The sequence below is a fragment of the Lysobacter brunescens genome, from assembly GCF_042677005.1.
Taxonomy (GTDB): domain Bacteria; phylum Pseudomonadota; class Gammaproteobacteria; order Xanthomonadales; family Xanthomonadaceae; genus Lysobacter_I; species Lysobacter_I brunescens.
The window spans coordinates 1859958-1881413 of record NZ_JBHTIF010000001.1 but is presented as its reverse complement, the minus strand read 5'-3'; the positions used below and the strand labels follow the sequence as shown (position 1 = coordinate 1881413).

The window sequence follows — 21456 nt, the reverse complement described above, 5'->3', positions numbered from 1 at the left end:
GCTGGGCTCCATCAAGGCGTCGGGGGACCGGGGTCTGGCAAAGGGCGGCCATGGTCGGCGATGCGGGGGCGGATGGCAACGGGGCGGGTGTGCCGTCTCCATGCCCCCACCCCAACCCTCCCCCGCGATGCGGGGGAGGGAGCAAAAGCGGCGGCGATCTTCTCCCTCCCCCGCGTGCGGGGGAGGGTCGGGGTGGGGGCATGCGCAAGTGCATGCCTGCAAGCGCCTCCCCGCCACTGACGCATGCCATGCTTGAATCCGCCGTGCATTCCCGGCACCCTCCCCACTCCATACGCTAACGTATTGACCCATGGCCGCCATCGCATCCGCCGAGCCCGCTCCTGCCTATCCCCATTTGTTCTCGCCACTCGACCTGGGCTTCACCACCCTGCGCAACCGGGTGTTGATGGGATCGATGCACACGGGACTGGAGGATCGGGCAAGCGACTTCCCCAAGCTGGCGGCCTATTTCGCCGAGCGCGCGGCGGGCGGCGTGGGCCTGATCGTCACCGGCGGGTTCTCGCCGAACATGATGGGCTGGCTGGCGCCGTTCGGCAGCAAGCTCAGCTGGCCCTGGGAGGCGCGCAAGCATCGCCAGGTCACCGGCGCCGTGCATGCCCATGGCGCGAAGATCTGCCTGCAGCTGCTGCATGCTGGGCGCTATGCCTACCACCCCCTGCAGGTGGCGCCGTCGCGGATCAAGTCGCCGATCAACCCGTTCACGCCGCGCGCGCTGACCGGCTTCGGCGTCGAACGCACGATTTCGGCCTATGCCAGCGCCGCGAAGCTGGCCCGCGACGGCGGCTACGACGGCGTCGAGATCATGGGTTCCGAGGGTTACCTCATCAATCAGTTCCTGAGCGCGCGCACCAACCGCCGCAACGACTGCTGGGGCGGCACGCTCGAGAAGCGGATGCGTTTCGCGACCGAGATCGTGCGCCGGGTGCGCGAGGCCTGCGGGCCGGACTTCATCATCGTGTACCGGCTGTCGATGCTCGAACTGGTGCCGGACGGCTCGTCCTGGGACGAGATCGTGACGCAAGCCAAGGCGATCGAAGCCGCCGGCGCCACCATATTGAATACCGGCATCGGCTGGCACGAGGCGCGGGTGCCGACGATCGCCACCTCGGTGCCGCGCGCGGCCTTCGCCGGTGTTACCGCGAAGCTGCGCCCGGAAGTGAAACTACCGCTGGTCGCGACCAACCGCATCAACATGCCGGACGTGGCCGAAGGCATCCTCGCCTCGGGCGGCGCCGACCTGGTGTCGATGGCGCGCCCGCTGCTGGCCGACCCGGAGTGGCCGAACAAGGCCCGCGCCGGCCGCGCCGACCGCATCAATACGTGCATCGCCTGCAACCAGGCCTGCCTGGACCACGTGTTCGAGCAGAAGAAGGCGAGCTGCCTGGTCAACCCGCGCGCCTGCGCCGAAACCGAACTCATCTATAAGCGTGCCGCGACGCCGAAGCGCATCGCGGTGGTCGGTGCCGGCCCGGCCGGCCTGGCCTGTGCCACGGTGGCGGCCGAACGCGGCCACCGCGTGACCCTGTTCGACGCCAGCCACCGCATCGGCGGCCAGTTCAACATCGCCAAGACGATCCCGGGCAAGGAGGAGTTCCACGAAACCCTCCGCTACTTCGAGCACAAGCTGCGCGACACCGGGGTCGAGGTACGGCTGTCGACCACCGCCGACGCGGAATCGCTGAAAGGCTTCGACGAGGTCGTGCTGGCCACCGGCATCGTGCCGCGCACGGTGCGCTTCCCGGGCTCGGACCACGCCAGGGTCGTCGGCTATCTCGACGTACTCGGCGGCCGGGTGAAGCCGGGCGCGAAGGTGGCGATCGTCGGCGCCGGCGGCATCGGCTTCGACGTCGCCGAATGGCTGGTGCACCACCCATTGGTCGATGCCGGCGTGCTCGACGTGGCGCCGACCTCGGTCGACGACACGCACGCCACGCCCGCGCTCGATCCGCAGCGCTGGATGGCAGAATGGGGCGTGGACCCGACCTTCTCCTCGCCCGGCGGCCTGCGCAAGCCCGAACCCGAGGCGCCCGCGCGCGAGGTCTGGCTGCTGCAGCGCAGTCCCGGCAAGCCCGGCGCGAAACTGGGCAAGACCACCGGCTGGATCCATCGCGCAACGCTGAAAGCGAAGCAGGTGACGATGCTCGGCGGCGTCGAATACCTGGGCGTGGACGACACCGGCTTCCGCATCCGCGTCGATGGTCAGGAACAGACGCTGCCGGTCGACCACGTGGTGGTCTGCGCCGGGCAGGAACCGCGACGCGATCTGCACGAGGCGCTGAAGGCGCAGGGCGTGCATGCGCATCTGATCGGTGGTGCGGACATCGCCGCCGAACTCGACGCCAAGCGCGCGATCGACCAGGGCAGCCGGCTGGCGGCATCGCTGTAACTGCCGCATCCGCAGCTCGCGATCGACACGAAAACAGGTCCCTTCGCCTCGTGGAACATGAAAATCATGTTCCACGGGCCGTTTCGACCCCGAAATCCGCGCATTCCGTGACCCGGATCGCGGCTTCGGCTGCTGCACCGCAGCGCCTATGGCATGACTCAGCACGGGCTGATACGCCTGCGAGAACAGGGGCTTACGTGGCCTTCTGAACAAAAACTCCAGTCAAATCATGAAGTTCTGATTTTGCATTCAGCTGGCATTATGTTTCGCCGGCTACGATGCGCCCGCTTTCCCGCCCTGGCCAGTGCGGGACCAGCGCGAGATCGCGGCAGGCGATGCTCCACCCGAAGAGGTGAAGCCCCTGTTCCCGGTCCACGTTCGGGCAAGGGTCTGATTCCGGTGACAGTGCTCCGCAGAGAGCGCCCGGCAGACGCCAAGCGACCACAGAGTCGCTCGCCCTCCCCAGTACGCCAACTCGTCCCGCCGATCACGAAGCCCTGTCAGGCCTTTGCCATGCGACAGCGCCCCCGTACGGCCCGAAGCAACGGAGCAAGGAGTCTCAATGAAACTCGCATGGATCCTCTGGATCGCGTCGGTGTTGCCGCCCCAGGCCGCCGACTCGCTGTGTCTCAGCACCACCCTCTACCTCGAAGCCCGCAACCAGCCGGTCCGCGGCCAGCAGGCCGTCGCCGAGGTCGCCCTCCGTCGCGAGGACAGCGGCCTGTGGGGCGACTCGATGTGCGAGGTCGTCACCGCACGCAAGCAGTTCGCGCCGACGCTGGTCTCGCCCGGCACGCGACTGGGCAATGCCGAAGCCTGGTCGCAGGCGGTCACCATCGCTCTCGAATCGGAGCGCAACTGGGCGCTGCCCGATGGCGAGCGCAAGGAGATCGTCCCCGGCGCAAGCCACTTCGCCGCGCTGTCGATCGCGCAGCCGAGCTGGCGCAACGCCTACCAGGTCGCCACGATCGGCGATCACACCTTCCTCAAGGTGCAGTCGCTCAAGCCGAAGGAACGCAAGCCCGCGCGCGGCTGAGTCGCGCAGGCCTCGCACCTGCATCACCGCAACATTCCAGGGCCGCCTCGTGCGGCCTTCGTTTTTTCCGCGCGACGACACTGCGTTCCACCGGCCGCGATTGAGCGGTGTGCATGCGCCCACCATGATCGCGGCTCACTCTCCCAACCAGGAACGGAGTCGCTGATGAAACTGTACTACTCGCCCGGCGCATGCTCGCTCGCCGATCACATCGTGCTCGAATGGATCGGCAAGCCGTACGAAGCCGTGCGTGTGACGCGCGAAGACCGCCAGAAGCCGGAATTCCTCGCGATCAATCCCGCCGGCGCCGTGCCCGCGCTCGAACACGATGGATGGGTGCTCACCCAGAACGCGGCGATCCTCAACTATCTCGCCGACCTGCATCCCGAAGCCGGCCTCGGCGGCGACGGCAGCGCCAAAGGCCGCGCCGAAGTGAACAAGTGGCTGGCGTTCGCCAATTCCGACGTGCACCCGGCCTTCCATCCGATCTTCGGCAGCACCGCCTATCTCGAAGACCCTGCGCTGATCGACAAGAGCAAGGACGCCGCGCGCGCGAAGGTGCGCAAGCTCTACGAGCGCGCCGACGAACAGCTGAAGTCGCGCGACTGGATCGCCGGCGACACGCGTTCCATCGCCGATCCGTATCTCTACGTCACGTATCGCTGGGCGCGCGGCACGGGCGTCGATCTTTCCGGCCTCGACCACCTCGCCGCGTTCGCTGCGCGCGTGGAAGCCGATCCGGCGGTGCAGAAGGTGCTGAAGGAAGAGGGCTTGGCGTAATCACTTCAGACGAAGGCCTTCGCTTTCCGAAGCAAGGCCTTCAGTCTTTGAAGCGACGCAGCGGAGCAAGACGTCGCAGTTCGGCCAGCATGTTGCAAAACAGTGCTCCTTGCTCGATCGCATCGTCAAGCGCGACATGCGTATGCGGCAGAGGATCAAACCATCCTGCAGGCATGTTTCGCTTCGTCGCATCTCGATAGCCGCAGCCGAGGAGGGTCATCGCAAGCGTCTTCATGTCCAGCGCCGAGTGGCCGAAAGGATCCTCCCCCGCAAAACGCACCAGATACCAGTGCACGAACATGAAGTCGAATCCGACGGGATAAGCCACGAAGACCGGCTTTCCGGGAAGTTGCCGCAACCAGTCACGATATCTCGGCAGTGCCACTTCCGGGCTTTCTACCCCTTGTCGACATGCAGCCCAGGCTTCCGGCTGCGTTCTCCACCACGCCGCCGTGGCCGGGTCCGGCGAAGCGCCGGGGAGCTCGGCAAGATTGACCGAAAAGGTCGCAATCAACTGCTTGTCAGCGGTGTACGCAGCGGAACCGAGGCTGAGCATCGAATGCGGCCCGGGAATCGGACCATCGGTCTCGACATCGGTGCTGACGTAGATTTCCTGAGGCATGCTCAACTCTCCCGTCGCCAGTATCGCGACATTTCCAGATAGGTGAACGAGGCCGACCAGGTCACGAGCAGGAGACCGGTCAGCGACTCGATGCCGGCAACGAGGCGGATGGCGCCGACGGGTGCGAGATCGCCGAAACCGAGCGTGGAATAGGTCGTCGCGGAGAGATAGATCGCGTCGAACAGGTTGTCCAGCCCGTGCTCGCCGTGGACGAAACCGGTGTCGGGAATCTGCAGCAGGACCCAGTAGGCCACGCCGTAGCACCAGATCTCGACGATGTGCAGCGCCAGCAGCGCGAACATGATGCGCAGCATCACCGCGCGACTGCGGGTCGGCGCGCGACCGGAGAAATGCTTCGCCAGCCAGTGCAGGCCTTCGTAGTGCAGGACCACGACGAGCGCGGTGACGCCGATGGCCACGAGCGCGACGAGCACGTGCTCCATCCATTGTTCGGACGGGATCAACCAGGAAGTATCCATTGCGATATGGCGTGAGTTCGACCGGCGCACGATACCCCAGGCCAGAGAGGAATGCTCACCGGAATGCGCGATCGAAATGCATCGGGGCGCCCGAAGGCGCCCCGATGGGGTGTCGCAGGACCGCTTGTCGCGATCAGCCGCGCTTGTCGATCGCGACGTATTCGCGATCTTCCGGACCGGTGTAGTTCGCGCTCGGGCGGATGATCTTGCCGTCCTCGCGCTGCTCGATCACGTGCGCGCTCCAGCCGGTGGTGCGCGCGATGACGAACAGCGGGGTGAACATCGGCGTCGGGATGCCCATCATGTGATAGGCCGAGGCGCTGTACCAGTCGAGGTTCGGGAACATCTTCTTGGTGTCCATCATCAGCGTCTCGATGCGCTCGCTGACGTCGAACAGCGTGTTGTTGCCACCGTCCTTGCAGAGCTTGCGCGAGAGTTCCTTGATGATCGGGTTGCGCGGATCGCCGATGGTGTACACCGGGTGACCGAAGCCGATGATGATTTCCTTGCGCTCCATGCGAGCACGAATGTCGGCTTCCGCCTGATCGGCGCTGCCGTAGCGGCTGATGATGTCCATCGCGACTTCATTGGCGCCGCCATGCTTCGGACCGCGCAGTGCGCCGATCGCGCCGGTGATGCACGAATGCATGTCCGAGCCGGTGCCGGCGATGACGCGCGCGGTGAACGTCGATGCGTTGAACTCGTGCTCCGCGTACAGGATCAGCGACTTGTCCAGCGAATCGGCGTGCAGCGCGCTCGGCGGTTCGCCGTGCAGCAGGTGCAGGAAGTGCGCGGCGACCGAATCGTCGTCGGTCTCGACATCGATGCGGCGGCCGTTGCGGGTGAAATGCCACCAGTACAGCAGCATGGAGCCGAAGCTGGCGATCAGCTTGTCGGCGATGTCGCGCGCTTCGCTGGCCGGATGGCCTTCGCGCTCGGGCAGCACGGTGCCGAGGACCGAGCAGCCGGTGCGCATCACGTCCATCGGATGCGCGTTCGCGGGCACCAGTTCCAGCGCTTCCTGGACCAGCGCGGGCAGGCCGCGCAGGCGCTTGAGCTTGGTGCGGTAGGCCTTCAGCTGCGAGGCGGTCGGCAGGCTGCCGTGCACCAGCAGGTGCGCGACTTCCTCGAAGGTCGACTGCGTGGCGAGGTCGTGGATGTCGTAGCCGCGGTAATGCAGGTCGTTGCCGCTGCGGCCGACGGTGCACAGCGCGGTGTTGCCCGCTGCGGTGCCGCTCAGCGCGACGGATTTCTTGGCCTTGGGAAGCACTTGGTTGGCGTTGTCGCTCATGGTCCTGTCCTTTCGTCTCGTGTCTTCTGCGTCATTTCTTCGCGGCGAACAGCGCGTCGAGCTTGCCTTCGAACGCGTGGTAGCCGATGCGGTCGTAGAGTTCCTCGCGCGTCTGCATCGTGTCGACCACGGCCTTCTGGTGGCCGTCGCGACGAATGCTGGCGTACACGTTCTCGGCGGCCTTGTTCATCGCGCGGAACGCGGACAGCGGGAACAGCTGGATGGCGACACCGGCCGAGGCCAGTTCGTCGCGGCTGAACAGCGGGGTCTTGCCGAATTCGGTGATGTTGGCGAGCACCGGCACCTTCACCGCGTCGACGAAGCGGCGGTAGGTGTCGAGGTCGTAGGCGGCCTCGGCGAAGATGCCGTCGGCGCCGGCCTCGACGCAGGCGATGGCGCGTTCGATCGCCGCATCGACGCCGTCGACCTGGATCGCGTCGGTGCGCGCGATCAGGAAGAAGTCCGGATCGGTCTTCGCGTCGGCGGCGGCCTTCACGCGGTCGACCATCTCACCCTGCGACACGATCTCCTTGCCCGGACGATGGCCGCAGCGCTTGGCGCCGACCTGGTCCTCGATGTGGCAGGCGGCGGCGCCGGCCTTGATCAGCGATTTGATCGTGCGCTCGATGTTGAAGGCGCTGGGGCCGAAGCCGGTGTCGATGTCGACCAGCAGCGGCAGGTCGCAGACATCGGTGATGCGGCGCACGTCGATCAGCACGTCTTCGAGCGTGTTGATGCCGAGGTCGGGCAGGCCGAGCGAGCCGGCGGCGACGCCGCCGCCCGACAGGTAGATGGCGCGGTAGCCTGCACGCTTCGCAAGCAGGGCGTGGTTGGCGTTGATGGCGCCGATCACCTGCAGGGGGCTTTCTTCGGCGAGGGCGGCCCGAAACATCGCACCTGAAGAGCGAGCGGCGCCGGGGGAAGCGATGGACATGGAATCCTCCTGAAACACCAGCGGGCCATCCCGCCGGAATCGACGGCTGCGGCCATCGGGGGCGCCAATCTCGCACCAAGCCCGGGGTTGATCAATCTTGATTGAATCGATCAATCTGTCGCCATGGCCGACCTCCTCACCGCCCGCGAGACCTGCGCCCTGCTCGGCATCAGCCAGGCCACGCTCTATGCCTACGTCAGCCGGGGCCTGATCGAATCCCGACCGGGCCCCGACCATCGCACCCGGCTGTACGCCCGGCTCGATGTGGAGCGCCTGGCGCAGCGCAAGCAGGTAGGCCGCAGCGCGGCGGCGGCGGCCGCGCACAGCCTGGACCGGGGCCTGCCGGTGCTGGAGACACGGATCTCGCTGATCCGCCCCGACGGGCCGTACTACCGGGGGCGTTCCGCCATTGCCGCCGTGCGCGTCGGCGCGACGCTGGAGGACGCCGCCCGGCTGCTGTGGGACTGTGGGAAGCACGATCCCTTCGCCGCGCTTCTGGGCGGCGCCTGGCCCGCCCACGTGGCCGGGCTCGCCGCCGACGCCACGCTGCCGCCGCTGGAACGCGCGATGGCCGCGATCCCCCTGCTGGCGCTGGGCGCACGCGGTGCGCTGAATTCGACCACGCGCGCGCGCCACGAGATCGCCGCCGCCCTGCTCCGCCAGACCGCCGCGCTGCTGGTCGGCCGCGCGCCACCGGACGGGCCGGTGCATGCGCTGCTCGCCGACGTGTGGAAGCCCGACGACGACGACTTCGCCGATCTGGTCCGCGCCGCGCTCGTGCTGTGCGCCGACCACGAACTCAACGTCTCCGCGTTCGCCGCGCGCGTGGTCGCGTCCACCGGCGCGCACCTGCACGCGACCGTCTGCGCCGGTCTCGCCGCGCTCTCAGGTCCTCGCCACGGCGGCGCCACCGCACGCGCGTATGCGCTCATTGCCGACGCAGGCGCCTCCGCATCGCCGCGCGAGTTCATCGAGGAACGCCTGCAGCGCGGCGACGATCTACCCGGCTTCGGCCACGCGCTGTATCCGCACGGCGACCCACGCGCCGCCGAACTGCTCGCCCGCCTGCGCATGCGGCACGCAGGCGAGCCCGCACTGCGCGAACTCGACGCATTGATCACCGCGACCGAGGATGTCAGCGGCCAGCATCCCAACATCGACTTCATGCTCGCCGCGATCTGCCACGCGAATGCATTGCCCGCGACACCCGCACTGGTGATGTTCGCCGCAGGCCGCCTCGCCGGTTGGCTCGCGCATGCGCTGGAGCAGCAGGCGGAAGGGAAACTGATCCGGCCGAGGGCGAGATATACGGGGGTGGAGCCGGGGGCTGATACATGAGCAGGCGCCGACAGCAGAACGTGCAGCAGCAGGCCAATAGTCGACTGGAAGCCATGCTGGAGACTGCGCAGGCGTTTTCGCGCCATCCCGAGCGATACGAATGGCTGCGCGCACTGCTTGCCACGTACGCGCTGGACTCGCATGACGGCGTCCTGGTCGAATTGAAGTCGGTCCCGGACCAGGGGTGCTGGGCTCACTCCGGCCTCTGGCTGACCGCAGACGGGCGCTTCATCCGCTTTGCCGCGGATGAGACCTATGGCGCTCGGCCGCTCGACGGTTCCGGGCGGATCGAATTCACGCGCATCGAGGACGTGACGACATCCACATCCGTGAGTCAGCATGTCCCGGGCGTGGGCATGTCCGATGGATATCTTGCGTTTGAGGCATTGAAACTTGTACGCGAAGCGAGCGAGGCCATCTGATGCATGAATTCGGACTTCTTCTGCCCTGGCTCGACATCGCCGGACTCGCCGTCTTCGCGGTCTCCGGCGTGCTCGTGGCGGTACGCAAGCGCGTCGATTTCGTCGGCGCATGCTTCTTCGCCATCGTCACCGCCGTCGGCGGCGGCACGCTGCGCGACATCCTCATCGACGCACCGGTGTTCTGGATGCAGGACCCGACACCGATCCTCCTGTGCGTGGCCGTCGCGATCGCGGCCTGGCTCGTGCCGCTGCGCTGGTGGCCGGAACGCGCGCTGGAATGGTTCGACGCCGCCGGGCTGGCGGCGTATGCCGTGTATGGCGCGAGCAAGGCGCTGAGCTTCGGCGTGTCGCCGGTGTCCGCCGTCGCCGCCGGTGTCATCACCGCCTGCATCGGCGGGGTCATCCGCGACATCACGGTCGGCGTGCCCTCCATCCTGATGCGCCACGAGCTGTACGTGACCGCCGCGCTCGTCGCCTCCGCGCTGTACGTCGGCCTGGCGAGCGCCGGCTTCGCCTCACCCTGGCCTGCAGCGATGGGCGTCGTCGCGGGGTTCGCATTGCGCGGCGCCGCGATCCGCTGGAAGCTGAGCCTGCCGGCGCATCGGGGGAGTTGAACCATGGCTCCAGACATGGCATGCCCTGTTACGCCGCACCAGGATTGGACGTTCGTGTACGTACGCCACGCTTGCCGTCTTCCGGAAGGACAGGAGTGAACAATCCATGGATCCCACGCTCTGGAACCTGCTTCACGACGGCAAGATCGAGCGCATCGAAGGCACGCTGCCGGGCGATGTTTCCGTGCATGTGCGCATTGGTTATCTGCGCAAGGGTTTCCCGGGCGCAGGCACGGGATTCGTCGTGCATCTGTCGGATTGTTCGCAGCTCACCTTCACGCCGCATGACCAACCGGGAATATCGGATTTCTCGGACATCGCCGCGTTGAGGCCTTGGATCGTGGATTGCGAGCCGAGCAATCCGATCGAGGTGCACTGCGCAGAAGGCACGCTCACATTGCGCTACGACACCGCCGCGCTGTCGCTGGACTCCGGCGAAACGATCACGCTGTCGCAGCTGGATGCAGCAGCGACCGCCTATTGGGATGCATGGTCAGCGCGCCACAAGGCGACTCGCCAGACGGACCAGTGATCGGCAGCCACGCACCTCGTGCACGCACCTGTCATTTCCGACAGGTATCGAAAGCAGATCGCAGCGATCTCATTCACCTGACGATCATCGATCATCGCTGCCATGCGGCATTGCGCCAATCGCTGCAAAGCAGCGCGTGATTTCGCCTTGCGAATGCATTGACCGGTCACCTGCCGCGCATACAATCCGTCCGGGTCGCAGGCGCCACGGCGCATCGATTCCGTCCAGAGCGCAATGCATACGGCGCCGACGCACGGCCCATCCTTCATGCCCATCAAGAATTCCGAAAAGGAGATTTCAGGAATGACACAGGATTGCAAGAAGCACCTTCACCTCGCCGCCGGCACCGTGGCGATCGCCCTGCTGGCAGCGGCATCCGTCGCGATGGCCGCCGGGCCGAAACCCCGCGTCGATCGCACCGCCGGAACGTGGAAGACCAGCCAGGCATTCGGCAAGCAACGCAATGGACGCATCGTCGGCGGCATCCCCGCCGTGGGTGACCGCTCGTTCACGGTGCGCACGTCCGGATGCGGCGGCACCATCATCGCCGACAACTGGGTGCTGACCGCCGCGCATTGCGGCCCCCAGAGCACGGTGTGGGCGGGCTCCAACAACACCGGCAGCCAGACGGCCTATTCGGTCGCGCAGTACATCCAGCATCCGAACTACAGCGTGAATGCCACTGCAGGCAGCTACACCAACGACTTCGCGCTGATCCGCATCAACGGCACGTTCCCGGCCAACCTCATCCGCGCACGGCTGCCCGATGCCGCCGTCATGCAGGCAGTTGCGAAGCCGGGCGATCCGGTGACCACGCTGGGCTGGGGCGCGACCTCGGAAGGCGGCAGCGGCACGACCAGCCTCCGCGAAGTGACCGTGCCGGTGGTGTCCGATACGACCTGCGCTGCGTCCTACAACGGCAGTTCCGCGGCCGCCGGCCTGCGACTGAACCCGGCGGTCTCGATCTGCGCCGGCCTCGCAACGGGTGGTCAGGACTCCTGCCAGGGCGACAGCGGCGGTCCTTTGGTCGCGCCCTACAACGACTCGATCTACAGCATCGGTGTGGTCAGCTATGGCCTGGGCTGCGCGCGACCGAACTATTACGGCGTGTACTCGGAAACCGTGGCCGTCATCGGCTGGATCCAGGGGCACATCGGAGGCGGTGGTGGCGATGGCAGCACCAAGCTGTTCGAGCAGACCGACGTCAGCGGCAAGGTGACGATCGCGGTGTTCGAGCGCACTTCGAACGTGGCCCAGGGCCACAACGCCGATTTCGCGATCGCCGTGCCTGCCGACTACGTGGTGATCGGCGGCGGCGGCGTGGGCAAGAACGCGCCCGAAGGCAACCTGCTGACCGCGTCCTATCCCAACGCAAGTCTGTCGGCGTGGCTGGTGTCCACCAAGGATCACATCAAGGCGGATCCGGTCGCGGTGCGCGGCTGGGCGATCGGCCTGAAGATCGCCGGCCTGACCGCCAACCAGCTGCGTAGCCACCTCGCAGTGAGCACAGCGACCAGCGTATTCGCAGTGCATCCGGACGTCACTGCCACCGTGCCCGCCGGCTTCTCGCTGGTCGGCGGCGGTTTCAAGGTCAACTGGAGCGGCGCGGGCAACCTCGCCACAGCATCCGCGCCGTCGGGCAGCAACGGCTGGCGTGCACGCTCGAAGGACCACATCCAGTCGTCGCCAGCCACCACCGTCGCGTACGCCATCGGCCTGCGCTCGGACATCGCCGGCATCGGCAGCTTCACGTCGCAGGTGGGCTCCGCCCTGTCCGGTATCGCCGGGCATCCATCAACCACCGCCAGTGTGCCGGCCGGCTTCGCGCTGTCTGGTTGCGGCGCCTTCGTGAACTGGAGCGGCTACGGCAACCTGCTGTGGCGTATCCAGCCGACCATCCTCGGTGGTACGCAGACCGCCTGCAGCGTGGCTTCGAAGGACCACATCGAAGCCAGTGCCGCGTCGATCCATGGATACGCGATCGGCGTCCGAGGGTACTGATCACGCAGCAGGACGCGCATATCGTTCTCGCATGGCCCACTCCATAGACGCATCAGGAATTCCGAAAAGGAGATTTCAGGAATGACACAGGATTGCAAGAAGCACCTTCACCTCGCCGCCGGCACCGTGGCGATCGCCCTGCTGGCAGCGGCATCCGTCGCGATGGCCGCCGGGCCGAAACCCCGCGTCGATCGCACCGCCGGAACGTGGAAGACCAGCCAGGCATTCGGCAAGCAACGCAATGGACGCATCGTCGGCGGCATCCCCGCCGTGGGTGACCGCTCGTTCACGGTGCGCACGTCCGGATGCGGCGGCACCATCATCGCCGACAACTGGGTGCTGACCGCCGCGCATTGCGGCCCCCAGAGCACGGTGTGGGCGGGCTCCAACAACACCGGCAGCCAGACGGCCTATTCGGTCGCGCAGTACATCCAGCATCCGAACTACAGCGTGAATGCCACTGCAGGCAGCTACACCAACGACTTCGCGCTGATCCGCATCAACGGCACGTTCCCGGCCAACCTCATCCGCGCACGGCTGCCCGATGCCGCCGTCATGCAGGCAGTTGCGAAGCCGGGCGATCCGGTGACCACGCTGGGCTGGGGCGCGACCTCGGAAGGCGGCAGCGGCACGACCAGCCTCCGCGAAGTGACCGTGCCGGTGGTGTCCGATACGACCTGCGCTGCGTCCTACAACGGCAGTTCCGCGGCCGCCGGCCTGCGACTGAACCCGGCGGTCTCGATCTGCGCCGGCCTCGCAACGGGTGGTCAGGACTCCTGCCAGGGCGACAGCGGCGGTCCTTTGGTCGCGCCCTACAACGGCTCGATCTACAGCATCGGTGTGGTCAGCTATGGCCTGGGCTGCGCGCGACCCAACTATTACGGCGTGTACTCGGAAACCGTGGCCGTGACCGACTGGATCAACGGCGTGATCGGCGGCGGCAGCACCGGCACGGTCATCACCGATGTGGTGCTGGTCGCGTCCAACGGCGGCACCGCACCGGCAGGCCCGGCCGGCTATTCGCTGGTCGGTTACTGGGATGTCGACAAGGGGGGCGCACAGGGCACGTTCGGCACCACCGGCAGCTTCATGTCGGCGTTGTACGTGCGTCGACAGCTTCCATCGGAGTCGTCGACCTGCATCGGCGGCATCGGCCTGTACAGCTCGGCGGGCAGCACCGTGCCCGGCAGCATCGCACCCAGCTGGAGCTATCGCGGCATGTGGGATGTGGACAAGGGCGGTGGCGTCGGCAACCTCAACGGGCAGTGGCAGGAATACATGATGGGCCTGTACACGACCCCCGCCGCGACCGGCCAGGGGGCATGCCTGACCGATGTCGCGCTGTTCGCTTCGAACGGCTCCACGCCGATCACGCCCTCGGGCTTCACCCAGGTCGGCTGGTGGGACGTGGACGCCGGCGGCGCGTTCGGCACGCAGGGTTCCAGCGGATCGTACGTGGCCACGCTGTCCACGAAGCGCGAATGATGCACGCCTGAAACGGGCACGGTCCGGCTGTCGCGGAGACAGCCGGACCATCACGCACCACAGCCGCCGATGTCTGTCGCGCCTGCGCACCAGGGCGATCCCCGCGCTGCAATCGTTGCAAAAAGGGCATCGCGAATCGATGGTCGCAACAGATTCTGATCCCGCACTGATCCCGTCACGCCGGACCGATTCCGTACCATCGCGGACAGGGCCGTCGTCGCGCACGCTTCGCGTCGACATGGGGAGCACCGGCGATGCCGCGTCGCGCATGGACTGCGTGCCGTCGAGCGTACCGGGCGCGATGCCGGCGGCACCCGCCGAGGACGGCCCGCCCACCCCAACCCGCAAGGAGTGCACGATCATGCAGATTCCCACCTTCCCGACGCCGCCGTATCCGGAATACACCGATGCGGTGCTGGACCAGCCCGCGAACTACGGCATCCTCGAACAGCTGTTCGGCACTTGGGTGAACGTCAATCCGAACAACCAGGCCGTCAACCTGGGCCTGCACACGACCTGCATGCCGTCGCCGGGCACGAATTCCGAGACGATCTTCGGCATCTTCCATTTCCTGTGCGAGGACTACGTCGAGGAACTGACGTTCGCCCCCGTGGAAGGCAGCGTGCGCAATCGCGGCGGCGCCAACGAGCAGTTCGCGGGCGCGGTCGAGTACCGGCAGAGCATCCAGCGCGCCAGTGACGGCGTGGGCCTGCACGAGGAAGTCGGGATGTACCTGTGGTTCGACCAGATGTACAACCACGCGGCGACCGAGCAGTCGGTGATCGAGGACAACGGCTATCCGGGTATTTCGGTCGGCGCCGGCGCCAATGGTCCGAACCACGTGCCGCCCTACCCGATCGCGCGCAGCGGCACGATTCCGCACGGCAGCACGATCATGCTGATGGGCAGCTTCGCGCAGGACGTGGCCGGTAAGCCGCCCTTCCCGACGGGCACCGACAGCTGGACGAATCCCTTCGTCGCATCGTGGCCCGCGCTGCAGGTGGCCAACGCACCGAATCTCGCGGCATCGCCGCTGGCGATCTCGCCGAGCATGGGCGCGACCGCATTCCTGACCGCGCCCGGGAGCACGACCGCCGCACCGCTGAACCTCGACGAGCCGGCGCCGGCCTGGGCTTTCGACAAGGCGCTGCCGGTCACCGATCCGGACGGCAACCTCACCTACTTCCAGCGCATCGTCGCCGATCCGCATTACCCGTACTCGGTGCGCCCCAACCTGCGCCTGCGCGACGTCATCAAGGACCAGAACATCAGCAGGTACACGCTGATCCAGCTGACGACCAAGCACGACGGCGGTCCGCAGGGCGGCATCCTCAATACGCCCTTCGTCACGCAGTTCGCACGACCGACCGAAATGACCATGAACATGTGGCTGGAAACCGTGGTCGAGGAGGACGGCACCGAAGTCCTGCAGCTGCAGTACGAGCAGATCATCTTCTTCGAGTTCATGTTCGGCTCGAACGGGCAGACCACGCGCTGGCCGCACATCCAGATCAACACGCTGCGCAAGAAGGCCTGAAACCGCCATTCGCGATGCCGCCGGGATGCACGCACGCATCCCGGCGAAGCATCAGTCGGCAGGCGGATCCGCGTCGCCGATCTGGTCGCGGAAGCTCAGCCAGTTGTCGTCGCCGACCTGACCACTGGCCTGCACCACCCCGTCCGCACCGACGAAGATGTAGAACGGCGCGGAATACTTCGGATTGAGGCGTCGCATGTCGCGATCGCCCACGCGCAGAACGCGAGGCAGCAGCACCGTCGATGCGAAGTAATCGCGCAGGCGCTGCGGCCGGCCCTGCGCGACTACCCACAAGGCCACGCCCGCCTCGTCCATCAAGGGCCGCATGCGATCGAGCTCCGGCTGGCGCGCGAGGCAGGCCTTGCAGCCCGGGCTCACGAACACCAGCACCGCAGCCTCATCGCCGAGCAGCGCATCGCTGCGCACGCGGCGTCCATCCACGAGCCGACGCGCACGGAACCTCGGCAATGGCTCGCCGATCGGCACGGTGTCCGGCAGTCGCGCGCGGGCCAGCGCATTCACCATCCGGGCGAGGCGCAGGGTCAGGAAGAGGTTGAACGCGAGCAGCACCGACAGGGCGGCGAACAGCGACAAGAGCAGCGTCGGATCGAGCGTCATGGGCACGATGGCGTGTCTGTGGGCATGGCTTTGGGCGTATCTCGATGCGCGTCGGCGAAACCGTCAGAGATCTTCGACGCGGATCTGCATGAAGTGGGCGAGATCGCGCAGGTGAAGGCTGAGCAGCAGGAGCATCGCCGCGACCGCGACGATCGCGAGGGTCGCCGGCAACGGCCATCCACCAAGCACACCGGTGCCGCCCGAGAGCGATGGCCCGAGCAGGCCTGCCAACGCTGCGGCGATGAACACCAGGTTGCGCGCCAGATCGAAGCCGGACAGTCGCTGTTCGCCCGCGCCGAAACAGTTGCAGCGCACCGAGTCGCCCTTCGCGAGCACGCCGACGACCACCAGCGTCAGCGACACGAACAGCACGAGCGCGAGCAGCAGGCCGATGCGAGACGCATCGCCGCCAGCGAGCATCAGCAGACCCGCCGAGCCTTCGCCGATGAGGATCGCAGCGGCCGCCAGCGTCGCCCCGCTGCGGCCAAGCGCCGAGAACCCGCTTTCGAGGCTTTCGCGGAAACGCCTGACATGCAGGCTCTTGCCCACCGCGGCGGCGAGCAGCGCCAGCAGCACGAGCCAGCGACACAGTTCGGAGAACATGGCCTCGACCATCACGACGCGACCTCGAAGGCCTGCCAGTCGCCCGGCAGCATGTCCTGCTGGCGCGTCCGCACCATGCCGCCATCGCGGGTGGCGATGAGGGCGTCGCACCAGCCGCGCGGATGCGTCTTGCGCGTTTCCGGGCCCATGCGCGTGCGCAGTTCGCGCGCGATCTCCCAGGCCGCATCTTCAAGGCCTGGATCGCTGCGCACCTGGAGGCCGAGCGCAGCCAGGTCGTCGCCGGTCAGCGTGTAGTCGTGCGCGTGGTAGCCGAACAGCAGGGCATCGACGATCGCGCTGCGCTGCACGTCCTGCGCCATGTGCAGGGCCAGCAGCTCCTCACCGATCTGGCGCACGGCCTGGGTGCTGCGATAGAACGTGGTCAGGGCGGCGGGCGCGATGCTGTCGCACAGCAGGGACAGAGCGCGTTCGCGCGCGGTGGCCTCGTCCAGGCCGAACCAGTCCTGCGCCAGCTTCGGGAACATGCGGATGTCCAGGGCCGACATCGCGGTCGCCTCGCCCGAGGCATCGCTGCCGGTCAGGTGCGGATCAATCGGCGAGAACATCGCCAGCGGCCCGGCCACGATCTCGTGCGCGGCCAGCGCCATCACCGTGCCGGCGGACTGGCAGTGATACGGCACGACCAGGCGCACGCGGTCGGCGAAGCGGTGCAGCAGCAGGCCGATGCGCCGCGCAACGGCGACCTCGCCGCCACGGCAGTAGGCGATCACGTCGAGGCGCTGCACGCGGCCGAGACGGCGCAGCGCCTCGTGCAGTACCGGCAGCAGCTCGATGTCGAGATGGGTGGCGCCGAAGACCAGTGCGCGCGCGCCTTCCGTGTCTTCGAACCGCGCCAGTTGCGGGAATGCCGTCATGGTGTCAGCCCTTGCGTCGCGCGCCGTCAATCAGGCAGTCGGCCACCGCGTCCAGCATGCGCAGCTCCGGCACCAGTTGTTCGACGAACAGGAATTGCCCGGCGGGATTGTTCTCCAGGAACACATAGTCGCCAGCGGGCGTGCAGATCAGGTCGATGGCGCCGAAGCGCAGGCCGTAGGCGTGGACGAACGCGTGGCACATGCGCTCGACTTCGGCCGGCAGGCGTTCGGCGCGGTAGTCGATTTCGGCGGAGAAATCGCGATAGTCGATGCGCGTGCGCTCGTCGCCCTGGGATTCGATCCGCGCCGCGAACACGCGGTCGTCGATCACCGTGACCCGCAGCTCATGGCGTTTCGCGATGTACTGCTGGAAGAACCCGGGGATCTCGCGCACCGAATCGAGCATGTCGTCGTGCGCATCGGTGATGAGGGTGGTGGCGAGACTGGGGACGATGCGATCGGCGGGATCGACTTCGTCCGCGCCCAGGCTGGGCGAGGACAACGGCTTGAAGATGATGTCGCCACCGGCGTCCACACGGAACCGTCGCACGGCATCGGCATCGTTGGTCGCCAGCGAGGAAGGCACGCGGAACCCGAGCCGGGCCGCGCGCCGCAGCTGCTCGCCCTTCCACATCGCGGACTGCGAGGCCATCGGATGGTTCATCCAGTACGCATCCAGGCTCAACAGCGTGCCGGTGAGGATGTGATGCGTCTCTGCGGTCGCGAAGGCGCGCTCCTGGGGACCGAGTTCTTCGCCGCTGACGAAGCGGAATTCGCCCGACTTGCGTGTCCACACGGCGCCGATATTCGCCAGCGATGTTTCGCGCTGCGAAGGGAGGTGATGCAGGATGCCGCCGGTCACGCCATCGCGCTGCCGGATATCGAGCCGGTACTGCGCCGGGAACTGGTCGAGGTCGAGGCGGAAGGGGCGTGCGCCGCGTGCGTGCAGGCGCTCGACGACGAGATCGGCGTGGAGATCGCCACTGTGGGTGACGATCAGAATGTCATTGTTCATGCAGGACGGATGCGGATCTCGCCAAGGGAAGGTCCCGGCAATGGGCGCTCATGCCGGCGGACACGCCTGCGCAATCGCGGTGCGGCGCGGCGGAAACGCACAGGCCCCGCGATGCGGGGCCTGTGGTCGACATTCGTCGTCGGACGAACGGCATCGACCGGATCAGCAGTAGATGCCTGCGTCGCGCGCATACGGGAAATAGCGGTCGGCACGTGCGTCCGGGCCGCTGCAGCCGGCGACGGCCACGCCATCGCGCGCCTGCCAGACCTGCTTCCTGTCGTCTTTCTTCTGCGTCTCGTTCGCCAGCTTGAACGCGAAGGATTTGGCCTTGTCTTGCGTTTGCATCTGTCGCTCCTTGAGGATGGAAGTGACCGCGCATCGGCGCGGCGGTGTCCCCGCACGCAGTGCGGAGACGATCATGTCACTGACGATCATGTCACTGACGATCATGCCTCTGGTGATCATGCCACTGACAATCATGACGTCGACGACGAGGGCGTCGACGCGTGGATCAGCACCAGTAGCCCTTGTCGCGGCCGCGGAAGTTGCCCCAGATGTCGGTGCTGGCGCGATAGTCGCCATCGCCCGTCGGATCGGTGCAGCCAGCCACGGCGACACCGTCGCGCACCTGCCACTGCTTGTCTTCGGTTTTGGCGGCGGGCTTCTGCACCGATGCCAGCTGGAATGCGAACGACTTCTTGTTCTGCATGACGATCATTCCTTGTTCCGTGTCGAGAGGAGGATGTCGCTGTCGTGAATGCGGCGCCTGGAAATCCGTTGCTGCGATCCTTGCCGTTGCCGCCGCCGGCAATGCCGGACCGTGATAGCACGCGGCCATGGCTTGGGCAAGCAGGCCGTCGCACAGTCCGCCGAATGGTCGATGGGCATCGGCGCGCGTGCCCACCGGCAGAATCCGACAGCCATCACACATGCTGCGTCGCAGCACTTCCGCGCCGCCTTGTCATGTGCGGGTGGCGCAGGCCACACTCCCGGCCTCCATCGTCAACGCCGGATGCGATGACCCACGACGACAACCGCGAGGCGCGCGAGGCCGCGCCCGCAGGCAAGGGCAGCCTGCGCGCACTCTGGCCATTGATCGGCGCACACCCGTGGCTGTTCGCGATCTGGCTGATGTCACTCGCCGTGGCGACCGGTGCGACCCTGCTCCTGCCCACGGCGATGGCGTCATTGATCGATGGCGGTTTCGCGAAGGGCGACGCCGCACAGATCGATCGCGACTTCCTCGGCATGCTCGGCATCACCCTGCTGCTCGCGGTCGCCGGCATCGCGCGTTACATCTTCGCGTCGCTGCTCGGCGAGCGCGTGGTCGCGACCCTGCGCGAACGCCTCTACCTGCGCCTGCTCACCCTGGACGCGGCGTTCCACGACGGCAATCGCAGCGGCGAACTGATGTCGCGGCTGACCTCGGACGTGGAGTTCCTGCGCTACCTGCTCACCTTCGCGATTTCGGGCCTGCTGCTGGGCGCGACCACCGTGGTCGGCGCGATCGCGATGCTGTTCGTGACCAATCCGCGTCTGGCATCGTTCGCGCTGGTCGCGATTCCGCTGGCCGTGCTGCCCAGCGTGCTCGGCGGACGACGCCTGCGCGGCCTCGCCCGCGCGGGGCAGGATCGCATCGCCGATGCCAACGCGCTGGCCAACGAGACCCTGTCGGCGGTGCGCACGGTGCAGGCGCATGTCCGCGAGGCGCACGAGCATGGTCGCTTCGCCACGGCGCTGGAGGCGGCGATGACGGCCGCGCGGCGCAGGATCCAGGCGCAGGCGACACTCAACGGCGCGGGTGCGGTGATGGGCGGCGGCGCCGTACTCTGCCTGCTCTGGCTGGGCGCGCACGATGTCGCGGCCGGACGCATGAGTCCCGGCACGCTTGCGCAGTTCGTCATGTACGCGTTGCTGGGCGGCAATGCCGCGACCAGCCTCGCCGATGTCATGAACGACCTGCAGCGCGCGACCGGCGGCATGAGCCGCATCACCGAACTGCTGGCCCGGCAACCGGAGGTCCGCGCGCCCGCGCAGCCCGTCTCCCTGCCCCGCCCGCTCCTCGGCGAGATCGAATTCGAGGGCGTCGGCTTCCACTACCCGCAGCGACCCGATACGCCGGCGCTGTCGGATTTCCGCCTGCGCGTGCGCCCGGGCGAGACCGTGGCCCTGGTCGGCCCGTCCGGTGCCGGCAAGAGCACCGTGTTCTCGCTGCTGCTGCGCTTCCACGATCCCGACCGGGGGACGATCCGCCTCGACGGCGTGCCGCTGGCGCGACTGGATCCGGCCGAGCTGCGCACGGCCGTGGCGCTCGTGCCCCAGCAATCGACGCTGTTCTCGGTGTCGGCGCGCGAGAACATCCGCTACGGCAATCTCGACGCCGACGACGCAGCGCTCGACGACGCGGTGCGCGCGGCCCAGGCGCACGACTTCATCGCAGCCTTGCCGCAGGGGCTGGACACCGACCTCGGTGAACGCGGCACCCGCCTGTCCGGCGGGCAGCAGCAGCGCATCGCGATCGCGCGCGCCCTGCTCAAGGATGCGCCGATCCTGCTGCTCGACGAAGCGACCAGCGCGCTCGATGCGCACAGCGAGCATGCGGTGCAGCAGGCACTGGAATCGCTGATGCGCGGGCGCACCACGCTGGTGATCGCGCACCGGCTCGCCACCGTGCTCAAGGCCGACCGCATCGTGGTGATGGATCGCGGCCGGATCGTCGCGGAAGGCACCCACCAGAGCCTGATGGCGCAGGGCGGACTCTACGAGGAACTGGCGCGCCTGCAGTTCATCGATGGCGGCGAGACGATCGCCTCGACCGGGAAGCGCGCCGAAGCGATCGGATGAGGGCGGCCCGGACGCGCACATGC

The 21456-nt window shown here is 67.3% G+C and carries 21 protein-coding genes; 11 read left to right on the top strand and 10 right to left on the bottom strand.

The window, feature by feature from the left end; all coding sequences use genetic code 11:
* Window positions 1-310: 310 nt before the first annotated feature.
* The 3 genes from ACFQ0E_RS08245 (at window position 311) to ACFQ0E_RS08235 (ending at window position 4223) form a co-directional block, all read left to right on the top strand.
* Window positions 311-2407: an oxidoreductase gene (locus tag ACFQ0E_RS08245; protein ID WP_386823178.1), complete on the top strand. Its 2097-nt coding sequence runs from the start codon at window positions 311-313 to the stop codon at window positions 2405-2407.
* 562 nt (window positions 2408-2969) lie between these two features.
* Window positions 2970-3443 (top strand): cell wall hydrolase, encoded by a 474-nt coding sequence (locus ACFQ0E_RS08240; RefSeq protein ID WP_386823177.1) that lies wholly within the window; start codon window positions 2970-2972, stop codon window positions 3441-3443.
* 165 nt (window positions 3444-3608) lie between these two features.
* Window positions 3609-4223 carry a glutathione S-transferase family protein gene (locus ACFQ0E_RS08235; RefSeq protein ID WP_386823176.1) on the top strand — a complete coding sequence of 205 codons (615 nt, stop codon included), beginning with the start codon at window positions 3609-3611 and terminating at the stop codon, window positions 4221-4223.
* Between the two features lie 40 nt (window positions 4224-4263).
* Here the strand turns inward: ACFQ0E_RS08235 and ACFQ0E_RS08230 are convergent, their stop codons facing one another.
* The 4 genes from ACFQ0E_RS08230 to prpB all read right to left on the bottom strand — a co-directional run bounded on the left by ACFQ0E_RS08230 (window position 4264) and on the right by prpB (window position 7549).
* Window positions 4264-4845 carry a hypothetical protein gene (locus ACFQ0E_RS08230; protein ID WP_386823175.1) on the bottom strand — a complete coding sequence of 194 codons (582 nt, stop codon included), beginning with the start codon at window positions 4843-4845 and terminating at the stop codon, window positions 4264-4266.
* Between the two features lie 2 nt (window positions 4846-4847).
* Window positions 4848-5309 carry a potassium channel family protein gene (locus ACFQ0E_RS08225; RefSeq protein WP_386823174.1) on the bottom strand — a complete coding sequence of 154 codons (462 nt, stop codon included), beginning with the start codon at window positions 5307-5309 and terminating at the stop codon, window positions 4848-4850.
* A 148-nt stretch (window positions 5310-5457) separates the two neighbouring features.
* Window positions 5458-6615, bottom strand: a complete 1158-nt coding sequence (prpC, locus tag ACFQ0E_RS08220) for a bifunctional 2-methylcitrate synthase/citrate synthase (RefSeq protein WP_386823173.1) — start codon at window positions 6613-6615, stop codon at window positions 5458-5460.
* 31 nt (window positions 6616-6646) lie between these two features.
* Window positions 6647-7549, bottom strand: a complete 903-nt coding sequence (gene prpB, locus ACFQ0E_RS08215) for a methylisocitrate lyase (protein ID WP_386823172.1) — start codon at window positions 7547-7549, stop codon at window positions 6647-6649.
* A 123-nt stretch (window positions 7550-7672) separates the two neighbouring features.
* Here prpB and ACFQ0E_RS08210 point away from each other — a divergent pair, with 123 nt between their 5' ends.
* The 7 genes from ACFQ0E_RS08210 (at window position 7673) to ACFQ0E_RS08180 (ending at window position 15478) form a co-directional block, all read left to right on the top strand.
* On the top strand, window positions 7673-8887 hold the full coding sequence (locus ACFQ0E_RS08210) for a citrate synthase family protein (RefSeq protein ID WP_386823171.1): 1215 nt from the start codon (window positions 7673-7675) through the stop codon (window positions 8885-8887).
* Window positions 8884-9309 carry a hypothetical protein gene (locus tag ACFQ0E_RS08205; protein WP_386823170.1) on the top strand — a complete coding sequence of 142 codons (426 nt, stop codon included), beginning with the start codon at window positions 8884-8886 and terminating at the stop codon, window positions 9307-9309. The genes ACFQ0E_RS08210 and ACFQ0E_RS08205 overlap by 4 nt, the downstream gene beginning before the upstream one ends.
* Window positions 9309-9923 carry a trimeric intracellular cation channel family protein gene (locus ACFQ0E_RS08200; protein WP_386823169.1) on the top strand — a complete coding sequence of 205 codons (615 nt, stop codon included), beginning with the start codon at window positions 9309-9311 and terminating at the stop codon, window positions 9921-9923. Before ACFQ0E_RS08205 ends, ACFQ0E_RS08200 begins: the two co-directional genes overlap by 1 nt.
* A 106-nt stretch (window positions 9924-10029) precedes the next feature.
* The gene (locus ACFQ0E_RS08195; protein ID WP_386823168.1) at window positions 10030-10455 is read left to right on the top strand and encodes a hypothetical protein; all 426 of its coding nucleotides are present in this window, start codon (window positions 10030-10032) and stop codon (window positions 10453-10455) included.
* 303 nt (window positions 10456-10758) lie between these two features.
* Window positions 10759-12456: a serine protease gene (locus tag ACFQ0E_RS08190; RefSeq protein ID WP_386823167.1), complete on the top strand. Its 1698-nt coding sequence runs from the start codon at window positions 10759-10761 to the stop codon at window positions 12454-12456.
* A gap of 81 nt (window positions 12457-12537) precedes the next feature.
* A complete protein-coding gene (locus ACFQ0E_RS08185; RefSeq protein ID WP_386823166.1) occupies window positions 12538-13941 on the top strand; it encodes a serine protease in 1404 nt (467 codons plus the stop codon).
* A gap of 361 nt (window positions 13942-14302) precedes the next feature.
* Window positions 14303-15478, top strand: coding sequence for a peroxidase, FMP-type (locus ACFQ0E_RS08180; protein ID WP_386823165.1), 1176 nt, complete (start codon window positions 14303-14305; stop codon window positions 15476-15478).
* Window positions 15479-15529: 51 nt separating this feature from the next.
* Here the strand turns inward: ACFQ0E_RS08180 and ACFQ0E_RS08175 are convergent, their stop codons facing one another.
* From ACFQ0E_RS08175 to ACFQ0E_RS08150, 6 genes are all read right to left on the bottom strand, one after another.
* Window positions 15530-16096 (bottom strand): hypothetical protein, encoded by a 567-nt coding sequence (locus tag ACFQ0E_RS08175; protein ID WP_386823164.1) that lies wholly within the window; start codon window positions 16094-16096, stop codon window positions 15530-15532.
* 63 nt (window positions 16097-16159) lie between these two features.
* Window positions 16160-16699 carry a MauE/DoxX family redox-associated membrane protein gene (locus ACFQ0E_RS08170; protein WP_386823163.1) on the bottom strand — a complete coding sequence of 180 codons (540 nt, stop codon included), beginning with the start codon at window positions 16697-16699 and terminating at the stop codon, window positions 16160-16162.
* Window positions 16700-16710: 11 nt separating this feature from the next.
* Window positions 16711-17574, bottom strand: coding sequence for an SDH family Clp fold serine proteinase (locus ACFQ0E_RS08165; RefSeq protein ID WP_386823162.1), 864 nt, complete (start codon window positions 17572-17574; stop codon window positions 16711-16713).
* Window positions 17575-17578: 4 nt separating this feature from the next.
* The gene (locus tag ACFQ0E_RS08160; RefSeq protein WP_386823161.1) at window positions 17579-18589 is read right to left on the bottom strand and encodes an ATP-grasp domain-containing protein; all 1011 of its coding nucleotides are present in this window, start codon (window positions 18587-18589) and stop codon (window positions 17579-17581) included.
* Window positions 18590-18751: 162 nt separating this feature from the next.
* On the bottom strand, window positions 18752-18934 hold the full coding sequence (locus ACFQ0E_RS08155; RefSeq protein WP_386823160.1) for a hypothetical protein: 183 nt from the start codon (window positions 18932-18934) through the stop codon (window positions 18752-18754).
* A gap of 166 nt (window positions 18935-19100) precedes the next feature.
* Window positions 19101-19493 carry a hypothetical protein gene (locus tag ACFQ0E_RS08150; RefSeq protein WP_386823159.1) on the bottom strand — a complete coding sequence of 131 codons (393 nt, stop codon included), beginning with the start codon at window positions 19491-19493 and terminating at the stop codon, window positions 19101-19103.
* Window positions 19494-19606: 113 nt separating this feature from the next.
* On the opposite strand from ACFQ0E_RS08150, the gene ACFQ0E_RS08145 reads away from it, so the two are divergent.
* Window positions 19607-21433 carry an ABC transporter transmembrane domain-containing protein gene (locus ACFQ0E_RS08145; protein ID WP_386823158.1) on the top strand — a complete coding sequence of 609 codons (1827 nt, stop codon included), beginning with the start codon at window positions 19607-19609 and terminating at the stop codon, window positions 21431-21433.
* The last annotated feature ends 23 nt before the right edge of the window (window positions 21434-21456 follow it).